Below are 24,692 nucleotides of genomic sequence, written 5' to 3' on the forward strand. Positions count from 1 at the left end.
GGCGGAATCCGGCTCCGCATCAAGCCTCAGAAGTACTCACGCACCGCTTGAAAAACACGGTTGACCAGACCCATGCCCCGATAACGCTTGGTCGGCTGGTAGCGTGGCCCGACCGAACGGATATCGACGGGATCGTCGGCGGCGTAGAGGCACAGCCCGGCGAGCGTGGCAAAACCCGGCGTCGCGTGCGCTTCGGGGAGGCCCTGCAGGACGGGCGGCTTGCCGATCCGCACCGGCCGGCCAAGCGCGCCCTGCATGAATTCTGCGACCCCGTGCAGTTCGGCCCCGCCGCCGGTCAGCACGACCTGCCCGCCCTGCGCGCCGGTGAAGCCCATGCTCTTGAGCGCCTTGCCGATCTCGGCGGTGGCGATGCCCAGCCGGTCGGTGACGATCGCGACCAGTTCGGCGCGCGCGATGCGATTGTGTTCGTCCGCCCCGCGCGCCAGCGGTCCGCCCGGTTCTTCGCCCGGGCCATTGACCGGGATCATCTCTCGGTGGTCGGTCGGGGTGGCGATCGCCGAGCCCGAAACGCATTTGAGCCGTTCGGCCTGGCTGCGGCGAATGCCGAGCGAGGACGCGATGGCATCGGTGATGTCGTTCGACCCGATGGGGATCGACTTGAGCCCCAGCAGCATGCCCGCCGCATGCACCGAGACATTGGTGACCTGCGCGCCGATTTCGACCAGCGCGACGCCGAGGTCGCGTTCTTCGCCGGTCAGGCACGCATGCGCGGCGGCCAGCGGACTTGCGACGACGCCTTCGACATCGAGATGCGCGGTCTGCACCGCCTCGATCAGATTGCGCACCGGCGCGCCTTCGGCCAGCGTCACATGGACGTCGACGCCCAGCGCCTCGGCGTGCAGCCCCTTGGGATTGGCGACGCCGTGCGCACCGTCGAGCGTGTAATGCGCCGGCTGCGCATGCAGCACCATCCGCCCGTCGGGATGCAGATGATCGCGCGCGGCGTAGAGGAGGTGTTCGATATCGTCCTCTTCGATCCGGCGTCCGCCGATGGCGATCTCGACGCTGGAAATCCTGCTCGACAGCCCGGCGCCCGCGCAGCCGATCCACACGCTCTGGATCGAGGTGTTGGCGTTGGCCTCGGCCTTTTCCACCGCGGTGCGGATGGCGTGGCTCGCCGTGCGCATGTCGGTGACATAGCCGCGCTTGATCCCGTCGCTCGCCCGGTGGCTCGAACCCAGCACGATCATGGCGCCGTCTTCGGCCTGCCCCATGATCATCGCGGAAACGCGGAAGGACCCGATATTCACCGCGCCGAAGACGCGGGCGATGCGGGGCTGCTGGGTCGCCATCAGTCGCTCCTGCCATTGAGCGACATCTGCTTCGGGCACGGCCCGTCGTCGCAGCGCAGATAGGCGCGGTCGGGCACGCGCATGTCGATGGCGATGGGCTTCCCGCCGATCAGCCGGTGCATCCCGTCGAGCTGGGCAAACTTGACCAGCGCGGGGGCGCCGAGGTCGCCTTCGGGCAGCGCCAGGAGCTGGCCCGAATTGAAGGTCAGGTTCCAGCGGCGATTGCCGACCCATTCGGCCGAGGCGATCTGCGGCTTAAGCGCGGGCGCGGCATCGAGCAGGCGGCCCAGCTCCTGAACCTGGCGCGCGGCTCCTGGCCCTTCGATCAGCAGCTTGCCTTCGGCCTCCTTTGCGCTCACCGGTTCGAGCTCGTGCCCCTGCGGGTCGATCAGCATCAGCCGGTCGGGCTTGCGCAGCACAGCGTGCGGGACGCGCTCGACGATATTGATCTTGAGCGTATCGGGTAGCTGGCGCGAGACGCGCGCATCGGCGACCCACGGCAGTTCGAGCAGCCGTTCGCGTACCTGGGCGAGGTCGACCAGCGGCATCGGGCGGTCCTGCTCGGACAGCACGCGTTCGTAGACGAGTTGCTCGTTCATCCGCTCGACGCCCGATACCTGCACGCGGCTGACCTCGAAGCCCGACCGCGAAGCCGATTTCGCCAGTTCGGTCCGCGCCAGTTCGGGAACGCCCGCGAAGCTCGCAATGGTCCAGGCGATGCCCAGCCCCGCCGCCACGATGACGGTCAGGAAAAACCTGTGCCACTGCTCTTCGGAAAAGGGCAGCGCCGCCATCACCCGGTCGAGCAGGCCGCTGGTGTGCTTGCGCGCGGCATGCGCCTTCTGGCTGCGATTGCGCGCCGCGGCGGACCGGCGCACGCCGGTCGGCTTGCGCCTGACCTTAGCCATCGCCGCCGCCCGCCGTACCGGCATGGTCGCGCAGCGCGGCGGCCACGATCAATTCGCACAATTCGCCATATTCGATGCCCGCGAAGCGCGCCTGTTCGGGCACCAGGCTGAGCGGGGTCATCCCCGGCTGGGTGTTGGTTTCGAGGATGAACAGCCCGTCTTCGCCCTGTTCCTCGTCCCAGCGGAAATCGGTCCGGCTGGTGCCCTTGCAGCCCAGCACCCGGTGCGCCTTCAGCGCGTATTCGAGGCACAGGTCGGTGATCGCCTGCGGGATATCGGCGGGGCACATGTGATCGGTCCGCCCGTCGGTGTATTTGGCGTCGAAATCGTAGAACCCGCTCTTGGGTTTCAGCTCGGTCACTGCGAGCGCGCGCGGACCATCGGCGAAATCGACGACCGCACTGGTCATCTCGCGGCCCTTGATGAAGGGCTCCGCAAGCAGCTGCGGAAAGTCCTGCCACGGCCCCTTGGCGGTGCGCGCGATGGGATTGCCGTAATCGCCATCATCGGTGACGATCGCCACCCCGACCGAGCTGCCTTCGTTGACGGGCTTCAGCACATAGGGCCGCGGCAGCGGATCGCGCTCGTGCAGATCGGCGCTTCTGACGATCCGCCCGCCGGGCATCGGGATCCCCTGCGGCACCAGCGCCTGCTTGGTCAGCTGCTTGTCGATCGCGATCACCGACGTGGCGAGGCCCGAATGCGTATAGGGTACGCCCATCAGGTCGAGCATGCCCTGCACCGTGCCGTCTTCGCCGGGCACGCCGTGCAATGCGTTGAACACGACATCGGGCGCGGCCTCGACGATGCGTGCCGCGACCTGCCGGTCCATGTCGATGCGCGTGACCCGGTGGCCGCGCTCCTCGAGCGCCTTGGCGATGCCCTCGCCCGACATCAGGCTGACGGGGCGTTCATTGGCCCAGCCGCCCATCAGCACGGCGATATGGAGCTTGGGTAGTTCGGTCATGACCTGTCCTGCTGCCGCCCGACGCGCTGGATTTCCCATTCGAGTTCGACCCCCGAATGCGCGTGGACACGGCGCTTCACTTCTTCACCCAGCGCTTCGATATCAGCGCTGGTCGCATCATCGACATTGATGAGGAAATTGGTGTGTTTTTCGCTGACCTGCGCGCCGCCCAGGCGCAAGCCGCGGCAGCCGGCGGCATCGACCAGTTCCCACGCCTTCTGGCCGGGAGGGTTCTTGAAGGTCGAGCCCCCGTCTTGGTGCGCAGCGGCTGCGAATTCTCGCGCGCATCGCCGATTGCGTCCATCTTCGCGCCAATTTCGGCCGGGTCGCCCGGCTGCCCCTGGAAACGTGCGCCGACCACCACGGCGCCTTCGGGCAGCTGCGAATGGCGATAGCTGTAACGCAGGTCAGCCGCAGCCAGGGTGACCAGCGCGCCATCGGGCATCACGACATCGCAATCGATCAACACATCGGCAACCTCGCGGCCGTAGGCGCCGCCGTTCATCCGCACGAAGCCGCCCACCGTCCCGGGAATGCCGCGCATGAATTCGGTCCCGGCAATGCCCGCATCGCGGGCAGTCGATGCCACCAATATGCCATGCGCGCCCGCACCGCAGGAAAGCACGTGCCCGTCCTCGACGTCGATCCCGGCAAAGGGCTTGCCCAGCTTGATCACCACGCCTGCGACCCCGCCATCGCGCACGATGAGATTGGACCCCAGCCCGAGCGCCATCAGCGGCAGGCGCCCGCCCAGCCGCTGGAGGAACAGCTCGAGATCCGCGCGATCGGCCGGCTCGAACAGCCAGTCGGCCGCGCCGCCGGCCTTGAACCACACCAGTTTCGCCAGCGGCGCATCGGGAGTCAGCTTGCCGCGCAGGCCCTGCGTGTCGATAGGGGCAGCCCCTGCGCTCATGCCGAACTGGCCTTGGCAATCCCGTTGGCGAGCCCCGCCGCCCAATAGGTGATATCGCCCGCGCCCAGGCAGACGACGAAATCGCCCGCCGCGAGATCGTCCGCCAGCTTCGCGGCCAGATCGTCCTCGTCCTCAACGCTCTGCACCGCGCGGTGGCCGCGCGCCTTGAGTCCGGCGACCAGTGCCTCGGCATCGGCGCCCTCGATCGGATCTTCGCCCGCCGCATAGACCGGGGTCACATAGACCTGGTCGGCCTCGTTGAAGCAGCTCTGGAATTCATCCATCAGGTCGCGCAGGCGGGTGTAGCGATGCGGCTGGACCACGGCGATGACGCGCCCCGTCCCGGCGCTTTCGCGCGCCGCCCCCAGCACCGCGCGAATTTCGACCGGGTGATGGCCGTAATCGTCGATGATCGTCGCCACGCCTGCGCCGCTGGGCACTTCGCCAACCTTGGTGAAGCGGCGCCGGACACCGCCAAAGGCCGAAAAGCCGTTACAGATGACCTCGTCGGGGCAGCCCATCTCTATCGCCACCGCAATCGCGGCGAGCGCGTTCTGGACATTGTGGCGTCCCGGCATCGGCAGGCGCACGCCTTCGATCCGGCGATCCTCCTGCCCGCGGCGGCGCACGATCACGTCGAACACATTGCCGCCCGCATCGGGGCGGATGTTCACCCCGCAGATATCCGCCTGCAGGTTGAAGCCGTAGGTCACGACATTGCGGTCGCGCACCTTGCCGATCACTGCCTGTACTTCGGGGTGATCGATGCACAGGATCGCCGCGCCATAGAACGGGACGTTGTGGATGAACTCGACGAAGGCGTCCTTCACCCCGTCGAAATCGCCGTAATGGTCGAGGTGCTCGGGATCGATATTGGTGACCACCGCGATGGTCCCGTCGAGCCGCAGGAAGCTGCCGTCGCTCTCGTCGGCCTCCACCACCATCCATTCGCTGTCGCCCAGCCGTGCGTTCGAACCATATTGTTCGATGATCCCGCCATTGATCACGGTGGGATCGATCTTGCCGGCATCGAGCAGCGCGGCGATCATGCTGGTGGTGGTGGTCTTGCCGTGCGTCCCGGCGACCGCGACAGTGGATTTCAGCCGCATCAGTTCGGCCAGCATCTCCGCACGGCGGACCACGGGAATGCGGTTTTCCAGCGCATAGGCGACTTCGGGATTGGTCCGCTTGACCGCGGTCGAAGTCACGACGACCGCCGCGCTTGCGACGTTTTCGGGGGCGTGGCCGATCACCACTTCGATCCCGCGCTGGCGCAACCGTTCCACGGTCGCGCTTTCCTTCATGTCGGAACCCTGCACGGTATAGCCGAGATTGTTCATCACCTCGGCAATCCCGGACATGCCGATGCCGCCGATGCCGACGAAATGAACGGTCCCGATATCGGTTGGAACGCCCCTCATTCCGCACTCTCCCGCACTGCACCCTGTCCGGCCGGCAGGCCCTGCGAAGCGCCCCGGGCGTTGTTGCCGCCGACGCGAATTACATCCATCATATCTGCTCCGCCGAAGCTTTCGACGAGATCGGCGAGATCCTCGACCGCCCGCGGACGGCCGCAATTCCAGGCGGCATGCGCCGCGCGGCCGAGCCCTTGCGGGTTGTCCGCCAGTGCCTTGATCTGCTTGGCCAGTTCCTTGGCATTGAAGCGTTCCTGGCGGATCACGCGCGCGCCGCCGGCTTTCGCCAGTTCGCGGGCGTTGGCGGCCTGGTGATCATCGGTCGCGATCGGCAACGGAATGAGGATCGCCGGCCGCCCGACGGCAGTAAGTTCGGCAATGGTCGATGCCCCGGCGCGGCCGATGAACAAATGCGCATCGGCCAGCCGCGCGGACATGTCCTCGAAATAGGTCGCCAGTTCGGCGGGTATGGCATGGTTGCGATACCGCTCGCGCACAGCGTCGAGATCTTCGGGCCGGCATTGCTGGGTGACCTGCAACCGCTGGCGCAGCGCGGGGGAAGCATCGACAGCCCGTCGGGCACCACTTCGGACAAGACGCGGGCGCCCTGGCTGCCGCCGGTCACCAGCACCCGCAGCAGGCCTTCCTCGCCCAGTGGCGGGAAGGGTTCGTCGCGCAGCGACAATACGCCCGCGCGTACCGGATTGCCGACCAGATGCACTTTCCGGGAATGTTTGGGATCGAGCCGTTCGACTTCAGGATAGGCAGTGGCGATCGCATCGACATGCCGCGCAAACAGCCGGTTCACCCGGCCCAGCACCGCGTTCTGTTCATGCACCACGGTGGGCACGCCCGCGCTCTTTGCTGCCAGCACGGTCGGCAGCGACGGGTAACCGCCGAACCCGACCACCGCGCTGGGCTGGAAACTGTCGAACAGGCGCAGCGCCATGCGCCGGCCCTGCAGCACCGCGCGGATGCCCTTGATCCAGCTGAGCGGGTTCTTGCCGAACCGGCCCGCGGGAATGACATGGGCGGGCAGAAAATCGGGTTTGCCCGGGATTTGCGCGCCGCGCGTATCGGTGATCAGCGCGACGTGATGGCCGCGCCGTTCGAGTTCGGTGGCCAGCGCGAAGGCGGGCAACAGATGTCCGCCCGTCCCCCCGGCGGCAAGGACATAATGGCGGCTGGCACCGGTCATGGGTGGATCTCGCGGTGCGGGGAAGGCGCGGTGTCTTTCATCGGGGCCGTCTGCCCGAAGCCGAGCCTGTCGCCAAGCCCAATGGTCCGGCTTTTCAGGAACGGATTGCGCCGCGTTATCGCCAGCAGCAGACCGACATTGAGGCAGATCGCAATGGTCGACGATCCGCCATAGCTGACCAGCGGCAAGGTCATCCCCTTCGACGGGAAAAGCTGCAGGTTGACCAAGATATTGATGAACGCCTGTCCGCCGAGCAGCGCGATCAGGCCAGCCCCGGCCAGCAGCGCGAACAGGTCTTCTTCGTCGAGCAGGCGCATCAGCACGCGCCCGACAATGGCGAGATAGACCAGCACGATCATCGCGCAGGCAATCAGGCCGAATTCCTCGCCGATGACGCTGAAGATGTAATCGGTATGCGCTTCGGGCAGGCTCATCTTGCGGATGCCGAGGCCGTAACCCGCGCCCGTCCAGCCGCCCGCCGTCAGCGTGCGTGCTCCCAGATCCACCTGGTCGTAGGCGGTCCCCCCGCCGATGAAGCTGTCGATGCGGTGGCGGGCGTTGTCATAGAGGAAATAGGTCGCGGTCAGCGCAATGATCACGCCGCCGATCACTGCCCCCATCCGCTTCATGTCGATGCCCGACAGGATCATCGCGACGAACCACACGCCCGCAAACAGGATCGTGCCGCCGAAATCGGGCTGCATCATCATCAGCGCGGCGATCAGCGCGACATAGGCGGTGGCGATGCCCGCCACCGGCATGTTGGGATCGCGCATCCGCCACGACAGGATCCAGGCCGTGGCGATGGCGAAGCCGGGCTTGAGGAATTCCGACGGCTGGAACTGCATCCCCAGATTGATCCACCGCCGTGCGCCGTTGATTTCCGCGCCCACCAGCGGGACGAGGAACAGCAGCCCGGTCATGCCCGCGGCCAGCAGCAGCCCGAACCGCCGCGCGCTGTCGCGGGTCAGCATCGACACGCCGAACAGCGTGCCCAGCGCAAGCATCTGCCAGGCAAGGTGGCGGTAGAAGAAATACAGCGGATCGAGCGTCTGGCTGGAAGTGGAGAGACGATCGGCGCTGGCAGGGCTGGCGGCAGCCACCGCGATCGTGCCGAAGCTCATCAGCAGCAGCACGAGCAGCAGCAGCACGCGGTCGATCTCGCGCCACCAGATCTTGAGCTCGGACCAGCGCGACAGCTTGCCCTTGGGCATATGCGCGGGCTGGCGCTTGCCGGGAACGTAGGGCTGCATCGTGTTCACGCCAGCCGCTCCACCAGCGCGCGGAAATGGTCGCCGCGCTTCTCGAAGTCGGCATATTGGTCGAAGCTGGCGCAGGCGGGGCTGAGCAGGACCGTATCGCCCGCCGCGGCCTTCGCAGCGGCACTGGCCACCGCGCGGTCGAGCGTTTCGCACTGCTCGACCGGGACGCGGCCTTCGAGCAGTGCGGCGAAGTCGGGTCCGGCCCTGCCAATGGTATAGGCCGCCTTGACGCGGCCCAGTTCGGCCTCGCACTCGCCCAGTCCCGGCTCCTTGCCGAGCCCGCCGACGATCCAGTGAATGTTCTCGAACGCGGCCAGCGCGGGCGCCGAAGCGGCGGTGTTGGTGCCCTTGCTGTCGTTGACATAGGCAACGCCGGAGATTTCCGCGACGCGCTCCATGCGGTGCGGCAGGCCGGGATAGCTCTTGAGCGCGGCGCGGATCTGCGCGGTCGGGATGCCCAGGATATCGCAGGCTTCAATGGCCGCTGCGGCATTTTCGCGGTTGTGCGGACCTTGCAGCGACGGCCACTCGGCCTGCTCGCCCGGCGCGATTCCCCGGTTCTGCAGCACATCCTCGAGAATGCTTGCGATCGAACCTTCGGCGAACTGCCCCAGCACCCGCGCATCGGTGAACCGGGCGATCGCGTTCTGGCCGCGCGTCTGCATTGCCAGCAGGCGCGACTTGCTGGCAGCGTATTTGGCGAAATCGCCGTCATAGCGGTCGAGATGGTCGGGGGTGATGTTGAGCAGCACCGCCACGTCGCAAGCGAGCGAATAGGTCAGGTCGATCTGGTAGCTCGACAGTTCGAGCACATAAACCCCGCCTTCGGGCAGCGGCTCCTGCTCGAGGATCGGCAGGCCGATATTGCCGCCCATAGTGGCCGGCACGCCCGCCTTTTTCAGCATGTGGTGAACCAGCGCCGTGGTTGTCGACTTGCCATTGGTGCCGGTGATGCCGACGACCTTGTGCCGCGGCAGCGCGGCGCGCGCCTGCGCAAAGAGTTCGATATCGCCGATCACCGGCACGCCGGAACTGTTGGCATGCGGCTTGATCGGATGGGTGTTGAGCGGAACGCCGGGACTGACCACCATTCCCGCATAGCCGGCAAGGTCCGCTTCCAGCGGGTCAGCGACCGCGCAGCGCCCGGCGAAGGCCGCGCGCGCTTCGGCGCGGTCGTCCCACACCAGCACGTCGGCACCCGCCGCCAGCAGCGCTTCGGCCGTTGCCCGGCCGGACCGCGCCAGTCCGAGAACGGCGTATTTCTTGTCCTTCCAGGCGGGCGAAGTGATCATCGTAGCTTGAGCGTCGCGAGCCCCATGAGTGCGAGCACGATGGCGACGATCCAGAAGCGGATCACGACCTTGCTCTCCGACCAGCCGAGCTGTTCGAAATGGTGGTGGATGGGAGCCATGCGGAAGACCCTTTTCCCCGTACGCTTGAACCAGAACACCTGAATGATGACCGACAACGCCTCGAAGACGAACAATCCCCCCACTATTGCCAGTACGACCTCGTGGTGCGTGGCGACGGCGATCGCGCCCAGCGCGCCGCCGAGCGCGAGCGAGCCGGTGTCACCCATGAACACGGCAGCGGGCGGCGCGTTGAACCACAGAAAGGCGAGCCCCGCGCCCATGATCGCGGCGCAGAAGATCGCCAGTTCCCCCGCGCCCGCCACGTGCGGGATGCCGAGATATTCGGAATAGTCCACGCGGCCGACCAGATAGGCGATCAGCGCAAAGGTGCCTGCCGCGATGATCACCGGCATGGTCGCAAGCCCGTCGAGCCCATCGGTCAGATTGACCGCATTGCCCGCCCCCACGATCACGAAAGCCGCGAACACGAAGTAGAAATAGCCCAGTTCGATCCCGAAATCGTTGACGAAGGGGACGTAGAGGAAAGTGTTGATCTGGCCGACGATCAGATAGCTGGCGACGCCCGCGATCGCGAATTCCAGGAGCAACCGGACCTTGCCCGAAACGCCCTTGTGGCTGGCCTTGGAAACCTTGTCGTAATCGTCGAGAAACCCGATCAGCCCGAAACCCAGCGTGACCGCCAGGCAGGCCCAGATGAACGGATTGCTCAGATCCATCCAGATCAGCACCGCCAGGCTGAGGCTGATCAGGATCATCAGCCCGCCCATGGTCGGCGTGCCGCGCTTGGCGAGGTGGCTCTGCGGGCCATCCTCGCGGATCGGCTGCCCCTTGCCCTGCCGCACGCGCAGCATGTCGATGAACCGCGGACCGATGACGAGACCGATGAACAGGGCGGTCATCAACGTCGCGCCGGCGCGGAATGTCTGGTACCGCACGAGGTTGAAGACGCCTTCGAAATTCAACCATTCGGCGAGCAAATAAAGCAATCGAGCCTCTCGTCGCGCCTAGCTGGCGCGGGTGAAATGATCCACGAGCCGGCCAAGTCCGACCGAGTTGGAGCCCTTGACCAGCACGGCGTCGCCCGCGACTACGCCGAAGTCCTCGAGCAACCCGATCGCCTCGTCGGCGGTCTGGCAATGCGCCCAGGCGAACGGCTTGCCAAGAACGGGGCTTTGCGGTTTCCCCAGTTCCTGCGCCAGCGCGGCCATCTCATCGCCGACGAGCAAGGCGTAGTCGACATCGGCGGCGAGGATGGGTTCGGACAGCGCGGCATGGAACTGCGGACCGAAATCGCCCAGCTCCTTCATCGACCCGAGCACGGCGATCCGGCGTCCGGAGGGCGTCTGCCCCAATTGGGCGAGCGTCGCGCGCATGCTGGCGGGATTGGCGTTGTAGCTTTCGTCGATCAGCAGGGCCTTGCCGCCGGGCACCGCAATGCCGTGCCGGGCGCCGCGGCCCTTGAGCCCGCCCATTTCCGCCAGCGCCAGTCCGGCAGCGGCCATGTCGCCGCCCGCGGCCCGGACTGCAGCCATCACCGCGAGCGAGTTGATCACCCAGTGATCGCCGGGTTCGGCCACGGTGTAGCACAGCCGGCCTTCGGGAAATTCGCAGGTCACCAGGCTGCCGCCATTGGCGCTGGGGATCGCGTCGAGCAAGCGGACATCGGCAGAGCGGGCACGGCCGAAGCTGACCACGCGCGCGCCGACATTCCTGGCGGCGCGTTCGAGCGCCGCGCTATGTTCGCTGTCGGCGGGGATGACTGCCGTTCCGCCCGGCTCGAGCCCGGCGAAAATTTCCGCCTTGGCCGCAGCAATGGCATCCATGCTGCCGAGGTTCTCGATATGCGCGGGTGCGATCGTCGTGATGACGGCGACATGCGGTCGGACCTGCGCGGTGAGATCCGCGATCTCGCCCGCGTGGTTCATGCCCATTTCGAAAATGGCGAACCGGCTGCGCGCGGGCATGCGCGCCAGGCTGAGCGGAACCCCGACATGGTTGTTGTAGCTACGCGTCGACCGATGCGCCGCGCCGCGGCTGGCACGTTCGAGGCTGGCGAAGATCGCTTCCTTGACCCCGGTCTTGCCGACCGAACCGGTCACCCCGATAATCGTAGCCTCGACCCGGCTGCGCGCGGCGCGTGCCAGCGCTTCGAGCGCGGCAGTGGTATCCTCGACGAGAATGTGCGGCCAATCGACAGCGCGATCGACGATCGCTCCCGCTGCGCCATTGGCGAAGGCCTTGTCGAGGAAACGGTGGCCGTCCATCGCCTCCCCCTTCAGGGCAATGAAAAGATCGCCATTGATGACATCGCGGCTGTCCATCTCGACGCCTGCGACCTGGAAATCATGGCTGGCGATGCCGCCCACCGCTTCGGCGATGCTGCGCGCATCCCACAGGGTCAGCGGCAGCCGGTCACGCGGGTCGGCGGGCCATTCGATATAGGCCGGATGACGCAGGATGGCGGCGCTCATGCGGCACCCCTGGCAATTTCCGCGACGCATTCGCGCGCGACATCGACATCGTCGAAGGGCAGCACTCGCATGTTATCTCCCGATCCGATGATCTGACCCGTTTCATGTCCCTTGCCGGCGACGAGGACGATGTCCTCCGCGCCCGCTTCGGCGATGGCTGCGAGAATGGCTTCGCGACGCCCGCCTATCTCGCGCGCTTGCGGCGCACCCTCAAGCACCTGCCGGCGGATATCCGCAGGATCTTCGCCGCGCGGATTATCGTCGGTGACGATGACGACATCGCTCGCCTTGGCGGCGGCAGCACCCATCGGTGCACGCTTGCCGTGATCGCGGTCGCCGCCCGCGCCGAAAACGGCAATCAGCCTGCCCGACACATGCGGGCGCAGCGCGGCAACCGCGGCCGCGATCGCATCGGGCGTATGCGCGTAATCGACATAGATCGGTGCACCCGAAGGCGCGATCGCCGCACGCTCGAGCCGTCCGCGAACCGGCTGGAGCCGCGCGACCGCATCCCAGACCCGGTTGGCTTCGGTCCCGGTGGCAAGCGCAAGGCCCGCCGCCGTCAGCGCATTGGACACCTGATAGGCACCGATCAGCGGCAGATCGATTGTCCGCTCCTGCCCGGCATGTTCGACGGTCAGCGACTGCCCGAGCTGGGTCGGCTCGCGATTGACGAGGCGGATCGCTTCGCCCTGTTCGCCGACGGTCATCACGGCGAGCCCGCGGGTGCGCGCATGCTCGACCACGCGGGCATTCCAGCCGCTGTCGCCCGACCCCATCCAGATCACTGCCGCTGCACCATCGGTTACGACTTCATCGAACAGCCGCATCTTGGCCGCGAAATAGTCTTCCATGTCGGCATGGTAATCGAGGTGATCGCGGCTGAAGTTCGTGAAGCCGGCGGCCATCACGGGCACGCCTTCATTGCGGAATTGCGCCAGTCCGTGGCTCGACGCTTCATAGGCGACATGCGTAACGCCCTCGCGCGCCAGGCCGCTGAGGTTGGACAGGAAGGTCACGATATCGGGCGTGGTCAGTCCGGTCGAAACGCTTTCGTCGGGCGTTGTGACGCCGAGCGTGCCGATGCTTGCCGCGCGTTCCCCCGCCATGCGCCAGATCTGACGGGTCATCTCGACGGTGGAGGTCTTGCCGTTGGTGCCGGTCACCGCGACGATATGGTCGGGCACGGGGGTGAAGAACTGCGCTGCGAGGGCCGCGAAAGCGCGGCGCGGCTCCGGATCGGCGATATGGACCGCGCCTTCGACTGCCGCTTCGGGCCGCGCCACCACCGCGATGGCTCCGCTTTCGATCGCCGCGGCAATGAAGTCCTCGCCGTTTATCTGCGTACCCTGGAACGCACCGAAGACGGTGCCGGGTGCGACCTTGCGATTGTCGATTGCGAAGCCGGTCACGTTGGCATCGCCATCGCAGGCGAATCCCGCCGCGGCGCAGAGTTTGGCAAGCTTCACTTGTTCGCCTCCGGGATGAGCGGCTTGAGATCGGAAATATCGACATCGCGCGTATCGTCGGGGCGCACGCCGATCAGCGGGCCGATGCGCGGCACCAGGCGCTTGACGATCGGGGCGGCATTCCACGCGGCGGTACGCTGGTAGGAGCTGGCCAGCGTGCCGCGGGGTTCGTCCAGCATGGCAATCACGACATAGCGGGGACGGTCCATCGGGAAGGCGGCGGCGAAGGTCGAAACCAGCGCGGTCTTGCGATAGCCGGCACTGCCGCCGGGCTTTTCGGCCGAGCCGGTCTTGCCGCCCACGCGGTAACCCGGCGCATCGGCGTTCTTGCCCGTGCCGTATACGGCGATCGCGCGCAGCAGCTGGCGCATCCGGCTGGAAGTCGACGCCTTGAACACGCGGCGACCCTTGGGCGCTTCGCCCGGCCCCAGCTTCCTGAGTGTCGCGGGGCGCCAGATGCCGCCATTGACCATTGCCGCATAGGCGCTTGCGAGATGCAGCGGGGTAACGGCGATACCGTGGCCATAGCCGACCGTCATCGAACGCAGGCGCGGCCACTTCTTGCCCGGCCAGATCGGGAAGCCCTTGGCGGGCAGTTCGATATAGGGCCGCTCGTTCATGCCGAGATCGATCATCGTGCGGCGCATGCGTTCGGGGCCGAGCTCGTCCGCCAGCCGCGCGGTCACGGTGTTCGACGAATGGATCAGCGCCTCGACCACGTTGAGATCGGGCCCCATCGGGTGGCTGTCCTTGATCGCGAAGCGGCCGACCTTGACCGGGCTCGCATCCCACCGGCGGCCGAGATTGCGCACCACGCCGGCATCGATCGCGGCCGCGACCGACAGCGGCTTGAAGGTCGAACCGAGTTCGTAGACCTGATTGGTTACGCGGTTGAACATCAGTTTCTGGCCGCGCGCATCGATCTTGTTGGGATCGAATTCGGGCAGGGAAGCCAGCGCCAGCACTTCGCCCGTGTCGACATCGAGCACGATGCCCGCACCGCCCTGCGCCTGCACCAGTTTCATCCCGCGGCGCAGCTCGTCCTCGAGCGCGCCCTGGACGCGGGAATCGATCGACAGGGCGATCGGGGTGCCGCGCGTCGCCGGATCGGACAGATGCGCGTCGAGAACCTGCTCCATCCCCACGCGGCCCGTTCCATCCGCCGCGACATAGCCGAGCACATGCGCCGCCATCGAGCCTTGCGGATAGTGGCGGTCGTTCTCCATCGGCATCTCGAGCGCGAGTTCGCCGATGTCCTGCACCCGGTTGGCATCCTCGGGCAGCACCCGCCGGCGGATATAGCCCTGCTTGCCCGCTGCCAGCTGCGCTGTGACCGCCGCTTGATCGAGATCCGGGAAAATGTCCTTCAGCTTGCCCGCGACCACCGCCGGATCACGGACCAAAGGCGCACCGTCTTCACCCAGCGCAGTGGGATTGAACCACAGCGCATAGGCGGGGAAGGCGCGCGCCAGCGGCACGCCGTTGCGATCGGATATCTCGCCGCGAGGCGGCAGCAGCGCTTCTTCGAGCGAAGTGCCGCGCGCGCCATTGTCCGACGCCCCGAGATAGCCGATGCGCACCAGCGCAAGCAGCGTCACGAAGACGAAGCCGAGCGCGACCCACAGCAGGCGCCAGCGTGCCAGCGAGAGCGATTCCTGCCGGATGGTAACCAGCTGCACGCGGCCCGAGGCCACGGCCATGCTCACCGCACCATATCCGCTTCTGCCCGCGGCGATTGCAGGGCCGAAGCCGGAAAAGGCGTTCATTGGCCCGCCTCGGCGACGCTGGCCATTCCGGCCACGGGGCTCGCCAGCCGTTCGGCAATCCCGCCGGTGGCGATCAGGTCATGCCTTTCGGAGCGCTCCGCCCGTTCGGGCGCGGCATCGCCTTCTTCACCCGTGATCCATTCGGCCAGCAGGCCGTCGCTTTCGGGAGCGGGCCGGTTGAGCGCCACCCGCACCGGCTCTGGCGCATCGATCCCGCGCGGCGAACCCAGCGCGGCAAGCTGGCGCTCGCTTTCGAGATACTGATCCGCGCGCGGCGCGGCGTAGCCGAACTCAACCGCATTCCAGTCGGACAATTGCTGCTGGCTGGCGCGGGTTTCGAACTCGGTTTCGAGCATCAGCTTGGCGCGCTGCGCCGCGATGATCTGCCTCTCGGCAAGCCGCACGTCGCTCTTCACCGCGTTGACCTTGAAGGTCAGCGCGAGCAGCAGCGCGAAACACACGGCCAGCACCAGCGCCCAGCCGATCTGGCGAATGCGCGAACCGCCGACCATCACGCGGCCTCCCGCGCGGGCACGGCGGTGCGCGTGGCGTGGCGCAGCACCGAAGAGCGTGCGCGGAAATTGCGCTCGATCTCGGCCTCGCCCGGCTTGATTGCCTTGCTGACCTGCAAAAAGACCGGATCGTCCTGCGCCGCCAATGGGACGTGCCGCGAGGCGCTCGGGGTTGAGGATGCCTCGCGCAGGAAGCGCTTGACGATCCGGTCTTCGAGGCTGTGGAAGCTGACCACCGCAAGGCGGCCTCCTTCACACAACAAGCGTTCGGCGGCCGACAGTCCGTGCGACAGTTCGTCGAGCTCGCCGTTGATGTGAATGCGCACCGCCTGGAAGGTCCGGGTGGCCGGATCCTTCTTGTCGTGCGGCTTGTACCCCAGCGCTTTGCGCACGATGCGCGCGAGTTCGCCGGTCGTCTCCAGCGGCCGCGCGGCCACTATGGCGCGGGCCACGCGGCGCGACTGGCGCTCTTCGCCGTAGAGGTAGAGCACATCGGCAATGGACTTTTCGTCGGCCGTGTTGAGGAAATCGGCCGCGCTCTCGCCATCCTGGCTCATCCGCATGTCGAGCGGGCCGTCGGATGAAAAGGCAAAGCCGCGATGCGCCTGGTCGAGCTGCATGGACGAGACACCGATATCCATCACGATCCCGTCGACCCGAGCGACGCCGGCAGCCGTCATGACTTCCGCCATTTCCGAAAAGCGGTGCGGGTGCAGCACCAGCCGCGGCGGATCGACCTTCGTCTCGGGCCATGCCTCGCCCGCCGCGATCGCATCGGGATCGCGGTCGAAAGCATGAACCGTCGCGCCGCGTTCGAGCAGCGCACGCGTATAACCGCCGGCGCCGAAGGTGGCGTCGATCACGACATCGCCGGGCTGCGGATCGAGCGCGGCGATCACTTCGTCCAGCAGGACGGGAATGTGCGGGGCACCGGTCATTTGCCCTTGGCCTTCGCATCGGCAAGGAAGCTGGCGCAGGCCGCCTTCGCGCCCGCCCAATCGTCGCCCATCTGGGCCAGTTCCACGGGGTTCCACAGCGTGAAGAACCGTCCGCCGCCCTGGAAATAGAGCCCGTCTTCGATCTTGCCGAGGATGCGCAGGTGATCGGGCATGACGAAGCGGCCGCTGTCGTCGAAGGGCAGCTCCTGGAAACCGAACAGCTGGCTCGAGCGGGTATCGCGATCGAATTCACGGCCCAGGCGGACGGCAAGCTCTTCCTCGCGGTCGAGCTGCGCTTCCAGTTCGGGTTTGCGCGAAAGGCCGAAGCCGACGAGGCAATTCCAGCTGGCGTGCTTGGAGAGACACAGGACGCGACCGTCGCTGCTGTCCTTCACGGCCTTGCGGAAAAGGGGAGGAAGCACAAAGCGGCCCTTGTCGCCCGCGGGCGAATAAGCCTGACCGCTATACCCTCCGAATGACACTTTCCCCGAACCTCGATTGCGGTTTCGCTTACCTCCTCATCGGACAAAACTTTCCCGGCCCGCCCGAACGCATGGGCGAGACGCATCGCCTGCCGGCGAAACGCGCAGTGACAGTGGTGTCCGATGTGATTGCGGTTTATCGCGGGTACGGCGGGGATGGAAGGGAAATTTGCGGGATTTTACGGGATAAGCCGACAAGAACCTGTTTTATTGAACTAATTTCGTCGGCGGGAGGGTTCGAATTCGTTACCAAATCGCTAACGAACACGCTGTAAGCGCACGCATTTCCGGCGAGAATGAGCATCATCCCCGCCTTTCCCCGCAGTATTCCCGTAAAATCCCGCTCAATCGCGCGAAAGCGATTCCTGCGCGCCGAACCCGCCGAGCAGCGCCTGCAGCGCGTCCTTGCGCCGGGCGGGAACGGGTGCGCTGCCATCCCAGTCGAGCAGCGCCGCATCGGCCAGCACCAATGCCGTGCCCTGCCCCACGGCGCAGCGTGCGACAAGGCCCTCGTCATGCGTGGTGCATGTGCGCTCTTCCGCGCCGCTATCGTTGCGCACGAAGCGGCCATGCAGCCGCACGGGTACGGGCAGGCCAGCGACTGGCAACACCCGCTCCTCGCCCGATTGCGTTTCGTCGAAAGTCAGCTCCAGCCCCCAATGGTCGAACAGCGGCGAGAGCAGCACCACGTCCTGCGGCCGGCGGCGATCGCCGATTGGGTATTCCGAATGGCGTGTCAGCATGGGATCGGCGAATATCAGCGCCTCCCCGCCAGCGGTCAGCCACTGGTCGAACGAGACGTTCTCCGACGGCGCCAGGGCACGCGGCTGCGCCAGGATCACCCGGTCTATCCCTGCCAGTGCGTCGGGTTCGAGCGTGTCGAGCGGCACCAGATCGTAGCGCGATTCCAGTTCGACTCGCACCCAGTCCGGCTCCGCCCCGGAATCGATGAGCGCGGCGACATCGCCTTCGCCCCAATAGATCGGCAGTGTCGAGAACAGGCCGAGGCGCGGCTTGGCCGGGGCCGTCTCCTCCGCGGGCCCCGCCGAGCAGGCGGCAATCAGCAGCGCCAGCGCTACCGACAGGCTAGTTCGCCGGCGGAAGCGCATCGCTGGGCATCGGGGGGTCGAGTGTCGGTGATGCGCTGGGCGTCGCCGAGGGCTGGGCGGGCAGGTCCGGCACGACACCGGCTTCGACCAGCGGGTCGTTGCGGGCCGGGGCGGAGGTCGGTTCGGTCGTCGACGCGGCCGCGGGTACGGTCGTCGCGTCGGTTTCGGCCGCGCGGTTCTGGATGACGCTGGCGAGGCCCACCAGCAGGATCATCATGACGATACCGGTCGTGCCGATCTGCAGGCGCTGCATCGACCGTTCACGCCGGGCATCCTTGCCCGGAACGTCGGGCAACTCGCCCATTGGCGGCTTGCGGCTCATGTCGAAGAATTGGTGCACGCCCCGAACCTAGGCACGCCCGGGCAACAGTCAATCGCCGCTTTGCAACCAATCGAACACCGGCAGGCCCTTCGCGGCCAGCCATTCGGCGCTGTAGAGCGTCGAGAGATAGCGGAAGCCGGTGTCGCACAGGATGGTGGCGACGCGTGGGTTCTCGCGCCCTTCGGCCACCAATTGCTTGCCCAGCGCAATCGCGCCGGCGACATTGATGCCCGAGGACAGGCCGAGACACAGACCTTCTTCGCGAAGCAGGCGAGCGACCCATGTCAGGCCTTCCTCGTCCGAAATGCGGAACTGCGTATCGATCGGCGCACCTTCGAGATTGCCGGTGATGCGCCCCTGCCCGATGCCTTCGGCAACCGAAGACCCTTCGGCCTTCAGCTCGCCATTCGCGAAGTAGTTGTACAGCGCCGCGCCATGCGGGTCGGTCAGCGCGATGGTGACGGTTTCGTCCAGTTCCTTCAGCCCCATTCCGACACCCGCGATCGTGCCGCCGGTGCCCGCCGCGCAGGTAAAGCCGTCGATCCGGCCCTCGAGCTGGTCCCACAGTTCCCTGGCGGTGGTTTCGATATGGGCCTTGCGATTGGCGGTGTTGTCGAACTGGCCGGCCCAGACCGCGCCGTCGAGTTCTTCCGCCATGCGGCGCGAGACGTGCTGGAAATGGTTGGAGTCGGCATACTTGGTCGGCGGAACGGTGACCAGTTCCGCACCCAGCGCGCGGAGCGTGTCCATCTTTTCCTTCGACTGGTTGTCGGGCATCACGATAATCGTGCGATAGCCCAACGCATTGGCCACCAGCGCGATGCCGATTCCGGTATTCCCTGCAGTCCCTTCGACCACCGTACCGCCGGGCTTGAGTTCGCCGCGCTCTTCCGCATCGCGTATGATGTAGAGCGCCGCGCGGTCCTTCACGCTGGCGCCCGGATTGGCAAACTCACACTTGCCGAAGATGTCGCAGCCGGCTTCGGCGCTCGGTCCCTCGAGGCGGACCAGCGGCGTGTTGCCGATAAGATCGAGCGTATGCTCGCGTACGGGGATTGCAGTCATGAGACCCGAATTAGGCTTGCCGACCCGACGCTGCAAACAACATCAGTCTTCAGGCGCGATAGTAACCTTCAGCCCGTCGAGTTCGGCGGTGAAGGGAATCTGGCACGACAGGCGCGAAGTCGGCTGGCGGTGATCGGTGGATTCGAGCAGATCGTCCTCGTCTTCGCTCATTTCGGGGAGCTTGTCGGTGAACGCCGGATCGATATGCACATGGCAGGTCGCGCAGGAACAGCACCCGCCGCACAGCGCCAGCAGCTCGTCGAAGCCATTGTCACGGATCGCTTCCATCACGGTCAGGCCGTCGGCGACGTCGATCTCGCTGGTTTCGCCTTCGCGGGTGGTCACGGTCAGTTTCGGCATTGCGTGTTTCCTCGGTTGCAAAGGGCCACTGGTCGACCCTATGCGTCGCGCTGCTATTCAATCGCGACGGGGAAGGCAAGCGCACTCGCCATGGGGCTGACCAATGCACGATTGCGCGCTGACCTCGATCGGGTGGCGGCGGCCGACCCCGTGGTTGCCGGCGCGTTGGAGCGTTGCGGTTATCCCGAGGAACGCATGCGCCCCGCCGGTTACCGCACGCTGCTGCGGACGATCGTCGGCCAACAGGTCAGCGTCGCATCGGCGGATGCGGTGTGGGCCAAGCTCGAAGCAGAACTGGGCGAAGCCATGCCCGCGCACGAATTGCTGGCGCGCGATTTCGATACGCTGCGGGCCTGCGGCCTGTCGCGGCAGAAACAGGGCTATGCGCGTAGCCTGTGCGAACTGGTGGCCAGCGGCGAACTGGACCTTGCCGACCTTCCGCGCGACGACGAGGAAGCCATCGCCGAACTCACCCGGATCAAGGGGATCGGGCGCTGGTCGGCGGAAATCTACCTGCTTTTCGCCGAGGGGCGCGGCGACATCTGGCCGGCCGGCGACCTGGCGGTCCAGGAAGCGGTCGGACGCATGCTCGAACTGGCAGAGCGGCCGAGCGAAAAGGAAACCCGTACCATCGGCGAAGCTTGGCGGCCGCATCGCGGCGCAATGGCCATCTTCACCTGGCACGCATACACCAATGCCGCGCTCTAGCGCGCACCGAGGGAGACAGAGCATGGGCGATCGCAAGGCGATCTTCATTACCGGGGGCGGTTCGGGCATCGGACGCGCGGTCGCATTGCATTTCGCCGAACGCGGGTGGTTCGTCGGGCTCGGTGATATCGACAAGTCCGGCCTGCACGAGACGGCCGAATTGGTCGGCAACGGCTTCGTCTATTCGCATGTCTTCGACGTGCGCGACCGCGCTGCCTGGGACGAGGCGCTCGAGGCGTTCTCGGTGGCGAGCGGCGGACGGATCGACGTGGTGTTCAACAATGCCGGCATCCCGCTGGGCGGATCGCTGATCGAGAACAGCGCCGAGGAAATCGAACGCTGTCTCGACATCAATCTGAAAGGCGTTCTGTTCGGCGCTCAGGCGGCCCATCCCCATCTGAAGAAAACCGCCCCGGGATCCTGCCTGCTCAACACCGCAAGCGCTGCCGGGATCTACGGCACGCCCGGCGCAAGCGTGTATTCGGCAACGAAATTCGGGGTGCGGGCGGTCACCGAAAGTCTCGACGGCGAATGGTCGGCCGATGGGATCAAGGTGGCTTCGCTGATGCCCAGCTTCATCGAAACGCCGCTGCTCGACCATACCCCGCACGCCGGCGCGAACGAGGGCATTCGTCAGCGCGTCACCGATGCCGGGCTCGAGATAACCCCCGTGGCGGACGTGGCCGCGGCGGCCTGGGAGGCCGTGCACGGCGACCGGCTGCACACGACGGTCGGAAAGACGGCGAAAACCATGGCCTTTGCCGCACGCTGGCTTCCCGGCAGGGTGCGCAAGCAGACGCGCTCATCGATCCGGCCGATGGGCAAATAATCCACCGGGCGCAAAGATCTGCGCCCGCGCCCCGAATATCAGGCAGACAGCGCGTCGATCTTGCGCGCCATCTTAACGTCGCGCAGCGAAAGACCGCCGGCGTCATGCGTGGTCAGGGTGATTTCCACCCGGTTGTAGACATTGAGCCATTCGGGATGGTGATCGCGCTTTTCCGCGATCAACGCGACGCGCGTCATGAAGGCGAAGGCCGCGGAGAAATCGCCGAATTCGAACGTGCGCTCGATCGCGTTCCCGTCGCGGCACAGCGACCACTCGGGCAAGGCGCTGAGCCAGGTCTTGCGCTCTTCTTCGCTTAGCTGCTCGACGGTCATGGCGTGCGAATCTCCTCCGGCTTGTCGCTGGCGCGGCTTTTGCCTATCGCCCTCGCCCATGCAAGCTCGCCTCGTCGCAAAGGATATCGCCTGCCGTCGCGGCGAGCGGTTGCTGTTCCGGCGCCTCTCCTTCGCATGCGAAGCCGGGGAAGCTGTCCACGTGGTGGGTGCCAACGGTGTGGGAAAATCGAGCCTGATCCGTATCCTGGCAGGCCTTCTGCGTCCCTTCGCAGGAGCGGTCGAACGGACCGGCGCTGCGGGTCTGGTCGACGAACGCCTGGCACTCGACACCAATCTCGCGCTGGGCCAGGCACTCGCATTCTGGGAACGGATCGACGGATGCCGCGATCCGGGCCGCGCGCTCGAACTGTTGCAGCTCGAGCCGCTGATGGATGTCCCGGTGCGCTACCTTTCGACCGGCCAGAAGAAACGTGCGGCGCTGGCACGGCTGCTCAATCGCGATTGCCCGATCTGGTTGCTCGACGAACCCCTCAACGGGCTCGACAGTCAGGCGCAGACGGCCTTCGAAACGCTTATCGCCCGGCATTGCGCGGCCGGCGGAGTAGCCATTACCGCGTCGCACCAGCCGATTGCGCTGCCTGCGCCCGCGATCATCGATCTCGCCGAGTATGCGGCATGATAGCGGCGCTGCTCAGACGCGACCTCGGATTGCTGGTGCCGGGCGGCCGCGGCGGCGGGGGCATCCTGCCGCTGCTGTTCTTCCTCGCCGTGGCGATGCTTTATCCCTTCGCGGTCGGCCCCGACGCCCAGCTGCTTGCACGGACCGGCGGCGGTGTCATCTGGGTCGCGGCGCTGCTGGCAGCAATCCTCCCGCTCGAAAAGCTGGTGGCGGGCGATCTCGAAGCGGGGGTGTTCGACCAATTGCACTTGCGCGGGATCAGCGAGGAATGGGCTATGGCCTCGCGCCTGCTGGCGCACTGGCTGGCCTTCGTCCCGCTGCTGCTGCTGGCGACATTGCCCGCCGCCGCATTGCTCGGCTTGGACGCGGACACCACCCGGACAGTCCTGCTCGGCCTGCTCGCTGGTACGCCAGGGCTCGCCGCCGTGGGCCTCGCGGTGGCGGCGCTCACCGCCAGCCTGCGCGGCGGCGCGGCGCTTGCCGGGCTGATGGTAATCCCGCTGGCCGTGCCGATCCTGATTTTCGGGGCCGGCGCGCTCGGCCGTCCTGACCCTGCGGCGCTGTTGCTCACCGCGGCAATCAGCCTCGGCCTCTGCGCGGTTACGCCCTTCATCGCTGGCGCCGCGCTGCGCGCAGCGCGCGAGGCCTAATACGGCGGCTTGTGCAGGCCCTTGGGGCTCTCGGTGAAGATTTCGACCCCGTCTTCGGTGATCCCGATCGAGTGTTCGAACTGGGCCGAAAGCGACTTGTCGCGCGTGACCGCCGTCCAGCCATCGCGCAGGATCTTGGCATGCGGGCGACCGCCATTGATCATCGGTTCGATGGTGAAGAACATGCCCGGTTTCATTTCCGGACCGGTTCCGGCACGCGCCGCGTGGATCACCTCGGGCGCGTCGTGGAACAGCCGGCCGAGGCCGTGTCCGCAGAATTCCTGCACCACGCCGTAGCGATACTGGCGGGCATGCGCCTCGATCGCCGCGCCGATATCGCCCAGCCGCGCGCCGGGCCGTCCTGCCGCTTCGATGCCGAGCATAAGGCATTCATAGGTCACATCGACCAGCCGCCGCGCCTTGATGGACGGTTCACCGGCAAAGAACATGCGGCTGGTATCGCCGTGCCAACCGTCGAGCAGCGGGGTCACGTCGATATTGACGATGTCGCCTTCCTTCAGCGCCTTGTCCGAGGGAATGCCGTGACAGATGACATGGTTGATCGAGGTGCAGCAGCTGTGCGTATAGCCGCGATAGCCCATGGTTGCCGGGACTGCGCCCGCATCGAGCATCATGGTGCGCGCCTTGTCGTCGATCGCACCGGTGGTAACACCCGGCTGGACGAAGTCGGTCAGCTCGTCGAGGATTTCCGCGGCCAGCCGCCCGGCCTTGCGCATACCTTCGAAGCCGGCTTCGCCGTGCAGCTTGATCGTGCCGTCGCGATAGACGGTCTCATCCGCCTCGATTACCTGATATTCGGTCATGCGGCCCACATAGGCGGTTGTGGCCGGAATTGCGAGAGGACTAGCGCTTTACGCTGAAGGCGTCGGCGTAATGCGGCTTGACCGCATCGAGCACCGAGGCGGTGACGGGGAAATCGAGCTCGTAATCGCCTTCGGCATAGGGGCCCGCGACATAGGGACCGAAATAGACACTCAACCGGTCGAACGTCTTGCCGTTGGACGATCCCAGCAACACGCTGGCTTCGTCCAGCCCCGGGCAATCGTCGAACGTGTCGCCGCTGCCGGGTTCGACAGGGCTGCCGCGCCGTTTCGCCCGCTCGGCGTTGAGCGTATCGCACAATCGCTGGCCGAGACCTTGCTCCAGCGCAACGGGCGAATTGAACAGCGCAATGCCTTTCATCGCCTGCTTCGCTTCGCGGTCCCACACCAGCGAACGCATGCCGTACATGCCATGGGCGCCGCCCGAATAGGTGGCCAGATGGCCCGACAGGCTGAGATAGCGCGGCAGGTCGGCGACTACTTTCCATTCTTCGGACAGGCTGTGCTGGCGCGGCGTCCAGTCGCCCTCGCCTGCCGCCTCCCAATCCTCGTCGGCGCGCGCGGCGACTTCGGCCTTCATGCCCTGTGCCCTGTCCCCGAGCACCTCGACCAGTCCTGCCTCGGCAGCAACCGCGGCCGGCCAGGAATATTCGAAAACATAACGCTCGGTTTCCTCTTCCTCCGCGTAATCCTCGGCTGGCACTGCAGCGTCACCCGCACCCTCGGCGGCAGCCGCGCTTTCGTCCTGGCTCGCCGCGCCCTGTCCGGGATCGCCGGCGGTCCCGGAACAGGCCGCACTCGACAGCGCGAACGAAATCAGGAACAGGGGCGCACGCATCGCGGTTTCC

General features: G+C 66.4%; 25 protein-coding genes and 2 pseudogenes. 5 read left to right on the plus strand and 22 right to left on the minus strand.

Features of this window, described 5'->3' with window-relative positions; genetic code table 11:
* Window positions 1-26: 26 nt before the first annotated feature.
* The 15 genes and pseudogenes from ftsA to WKH79_RS07305 form a co-directional block, all read right to left on the minus strand.
* Window positions 27-1,313: a cell division protein FtsA gene (ftsA, locus tag WKH79_RS07235; protein WP_341860072.1), complete on the minus strand. Its 1,287-nt coding sequence runs from the start codon at window positions 1,311-1,313 to the stop codon at window positions 27-29.
* A complete protein-coding gene (locus WKH79_RS07240) occupies window positions 1,313-2,221 on the minus strand; it encodes an FtsQ-type POTRA domain-containing protein (protein ID WP_341858463.1) in 909 nt (302 codons plus the stop codon). Before WKH79_RS07240 ends, ftsA begins: the two co-directional genes overlap by 1 nt.
* On the minus strand, window positions 2,214-3,188 hold the full coding sequence (locus WKH79_RS07245) for a D-alanine--D-alanine ligase (RefSeq protein ID WP_341858464.1): 975 nt from the start codon (window positions 3,186-3,188) through the stop codon (window positions 2,214-2,216). Before WKH79_RS07245 ends, WKH79_RS07240 begins: the two co-directional genes overlap by 8 nt.
* A pseudogene (murB, locus tag WKH79_RS07250) lies at window positions 3,185-4,101 on the minus strand (UDP-N-acetylmuramate dehydrogenase). The gene WKH79_RS07245 and the pseudogene murB overlap by 4 nt, the downstream one beginning before the upstream one ends.
* Window positions 4,098-5,522 (minus strand): UDP-N-acetylmuramate--L-alanine ligase, encoded by a 1,425-nt coding sequence (gene murC / locus WKH79_RS07255; protein WP_050600737.1) that lies wholly within the window; start codon window positions 5,520-5,522, stop codon window positions 4,098-4,100. Before murC ends, murB begins: the two are co-directional and overlap by 4 nt.
* A pseudogene (gene murG, locus WKH79_RS07260) lies at window positions 5,519-6,714 on the minus strand (undecaprenyldiphospho-muramoylpentapeptide beta-N-acetylglucosaminyltransferase). The gene murC and the pseudogene murG overlap by 4 nt, the downstream one beginning before the upstream one ends.
* Window positions 6,711-7,967 carry a putative peptidoglycan glycosyltransferase FtsW gene (locus WKH79_RS07265; RefSeq protein WP_341860099.1) on the minus strand — a complete coding sequence of 419 codons (1,257 nt, stop codon included), beginning with the start codon at window positions 7,965-7,967 and terminating at the stop codon, window positions 6,711-6,713. The pseudogene murG and the gene WKH79_RS07265 overlap by 4 nt, the downstream one beginning before the upstream one ends.
* Before the next feature lie 5 nt (window positions 7,968-7,972).
* Window positions 7,973-9,268, minus strand: coding sequence for a UDP-N-acetylmuramoyl-L-alanine--D-glutamate ligase (gene murD, locus WKH79_RS07270; RefSeq protein ID WP_341858465.1), 1,296 nt, complete (start codon window positions 9,266-9,268; stop codon window positions 7,973-7,975).
* Window positions 9,265-10,335 carry a phospho-N-acetylmuramoyl-pentapeptide-transferase gene (gene mraY / locus WKH79_RS07275; protein ID WP_050600740.1) on the minus strand — a complete coding sequence of 357 codons (1,071 nt, stop codon included), beginning with the start codon at window positions 10,333-10,335 and terminating at the stop codon, window positions 9,265-9,267. The genes murD and mraY overlap by 4 nt, the downstream gene beginning before the upstream one ends.
* Before the next feature lie 18 nt (window positions 10,336-10,353).
* Entirely contained in the window at window positions 10,354-11,820 is a 1,467-nt protein-coding gene (gene murF / locus WKH79_RS07280; RefSeq protein ID WP_341858466.1) for a UDP-N-acetylmuramoyl-tripeptide--D-alanyl-D-alanine ligase, read from the minus strand.
* On the minus strand, window positions 11,817-13,289 hold the full coding sequence (locus tag WKH79_RS07285) for a UDP-N-acetylmuramoyl-L-alanyl-D-glutamate--2,6-diaminopimelate ligase (RefSeq protein WP_341858467.1): 1,473 nt from the start codon (window positions 13,287-13,289) through the stop codon (window positions 11,817-11,819). Before WKH79_RS07285 ends, murF begins: the two co-directional genes overlap by 4 nt.
* On the minus strand, window positions 13,286-14,989 hold the full coding sequence (locus WKH79_RS07290; protein ID WP_157052149.1) for a penicillin-binding protein 2: 1,704 nt from the start codon (window positions 14,987-14,989) through the stop codon (window positions 13,286-13,288). The genes WKH79_RS07285 and WKH79_RS07290 overlap by 4 nt, the downstream gene beginning before the upstream one ends.
* A 62-nt stretch (window positions 14,990-15,051) precedes the next feature.
* A complete protein-coding gene (locus WKH79_RS07295; protein ID WP_341858468.1) occupies window positions 15,052-15,567 on the minus strand; it encodes a hypothetical protein in 516 nt (171 codons plus the stop codon).
* Window positions 15,567-16,505 (minus strand): 16S rRNA (cytosine(1402)-N(4))-methyltransferase RsmH, encoded by a 939-nt coding sequence (gene rsmH, locus WKH79_RS07300; RefSeq protein ID WP_341858469.1) that lies wholly within the window; start codon window positions 16,503-16,505, stop codon window positions 15,567-15,569. Before rsmH ends, WKH79_RS07295 begins: the two co-directional genes overlap by 1 nt.
* Entirely contained in the window at window positions 16,502-16,927 is a 426-nt protein-coding gene (locus WKH79_RS07305) for a division/cell wall cluster transcriptional repressor MraZ (protein ID WP_228135272.1), read from the minus strand. Before WKH79_RS07305 ends, rsmH begins: the two co-directional genes overlap by 4 nt.
* 53 nt (window positions 16,928-16,980) lie before the next feature.
* On the opposite strand from WKH79_RS07305, the gene WKH79_RS07310 reads away from it, so the two are divergent.
* Window positions 16,981-17,262, plus strand: a complete 282-nt coding sequence (locus WKH79_RS07310) for a hypothetical protein (RefSeq protein ID WP_341858470.1) — start codon at window positions 16,981-16,983, stop codon at window positions 17,260-17,262.
* A 69-nt stretch (window positions 17,263-17,331) separates the two neighbouring features.
* Here the strand turns inward: WKH79_RS07310 and WKH79_RS07315 are convergent, their stop codons facing one another.
* The 4 genes from WKH79_RS07315 to WKH79_RS07330 are packed head-to-tail and all read right to left on the minus strand — an operon-like array spanning window position 17,332 to window position 19,843.
* A complete protein-coding gene (locus WKH79_RS07315; RefSeq protein WP_341858471.1) occupies window positions 17,332-18,096 on the minus strand; it encodes an ABC transporter in 765 nt (254 codons plus the stop codon).
* Entirely contained in the window at window positions 18,074-18,436 is a 363-nt protein-coding gene (locus tag WKH79_RS07320) for a hypothetical protein (protein WP_156488941.1), read from the minus strand. Before WKH79_RS07320 ends, WKH79_RS07315 begins: the two co-directional genes overlap by 23 nt.
* A gap of 30 nt (window positions 18,437-18,466) precedes the next feature.
* A complete protein-coding gene (locus WKH79_RS07325; RefSeq protein WP_341858472.1) occupies window positions 18,467-19,483 on the minus strand; it encodes a cysteine synthase A in 1,017 nt (338 codons plus the stop codon).
* Between the two features lie 42 nt (window positions 19,484-19,525).
* On the minus strand, window positions 19,526-19,843 hold the full coding sequence (locus WKH79_RS07330; RefSeq protein ID WP_050600749.1) for a 2Fe-2S iron-sulfur cluster-binding protein: 318 nt from the start codon (window positions 19,841-19,843) through the stop codon (window positions 19,526-19,528).
* A gap of 90 nt (window positions 19,844-19,933) precedes the next feature.
* Here WKH79_RS07330 and WKH79_RS07335 point away from each other — a divergent pair, with 90 nt between their 5' ends.
* On the plus strand, window positions 19,934-20,551 hold the full coding sequence (locus WKH79_RS07335; RefSeq protein ID WP_341858473.1) for a DNA-3-methyladenine glycosylase 2 family protein: 618 nt from the start codon (window positions 19,934-19,936) through the stop codon (window positions 20,549-20,551).
* 22 nt (window positions 20,552-20,573) lie between these two features.
* Window positions 20,574-21,380, plus strand: a complete 807-nt coding sequence (locus tag WKH79_RS07340; protein WP_341858474.1) for an SDR family oxidoreductase — start codon at window positions 20,574-20,576, stop codon at window positions 21,378-21,380.
* 38 nt (window positions 21,381-21,418) lie between these two features.
* Here WKH79_RS07340 and WKH79_RS07345 read toward each other — a convergent pair whose 3' ends face one another.
* The gene (locus WKH79_RS07345; protein WP_341858475.1) at window positions 21,419-21,712 is read right to left on the minus strand and encodes a 4a-hydroxytetrahydrobiopterin dehydratase; all 294 of its coding nucleotides are present in this window, start codon (window positions 21,710-21,712) and stop codon (window positions 21,419-21,421) included.
* A gap of 58 nt (window positions 21,713-21,770) precedes the next feature.
* Here WKH79_RS07345 and ccmA point away from each other — a divergent pair, with 58 nt between their 5' ends.
* Both ccmA and WKH79_RS07355 read left to right on the plus strand, forming a co-directional pair.
* The gene (gene ccmA / locus WKH79_RS07350; protein WP_341858476.1) at window positions 21,771-22,352 is read left to right on the plus strand and encodes a heme ABC exporter ATP-binding protein CcmA; all 582 of its coding nucleotides are present in this window, start codon (window positions 21,771-21,773) and stop codon (window positions 22,350-22,352) included.
* Complete coding sequence (locus WKH79_RS07355; RefSeq protein WP_341858477.1) at window positions 22,349-23,002, plus strand: heme exporter protein CcmB; 654 nt, start codon at window positions 22,349-22,351, stop codon at window positions 23,000-23,002. Before ccmA ends, WKH79_RS07355 begins: the two co-directional genes overlap by 4 nt.
* Here the strand turns inward: WKH79_RS07355 and map are convergent.
* On the minus strand, window positions 22,999-23,826 hold the full coding sequence (gene map / locus WKH79_RS07360) for a type I methionyl aminopeptidase (protein WP_063512227.1): 828 nt from the start codon (window positions 23,824-23,826) through the stop codon (window positions 22,999-23,001). The genes WKH79_RS07355 and map overlap by 4 nt on opposite strands.
* A 40-nt stretch (window positions 23,827-23,866) precedes the next feature.
* Window positions 23,867-24,682 carry a DUF4163 domain-containing protein gene (locus tag WKH79_RS07365; protein WP_341858478.1) on the minus strand — a complete coding sequence of 272 codons (816 nt, stop codon included), beginning with the start codon at window positions 24,680-24,682 and terminating at the stop codon, window positions 23,867-23,869.
* Window positions 24,683-24,692: the final 10 nt, after the last annotated feature.

The organism is Qipengyuania sp. GPGPB31 (assembly GCF_038396345.1).
Classification (GTDB): domain Bacteria; phylum Pseudomonadota; class Alphaproteobacteria; order Sphingomonadales; family Sphingomonadaceae; genus Qipengyuania; species Qipengyuania citrea.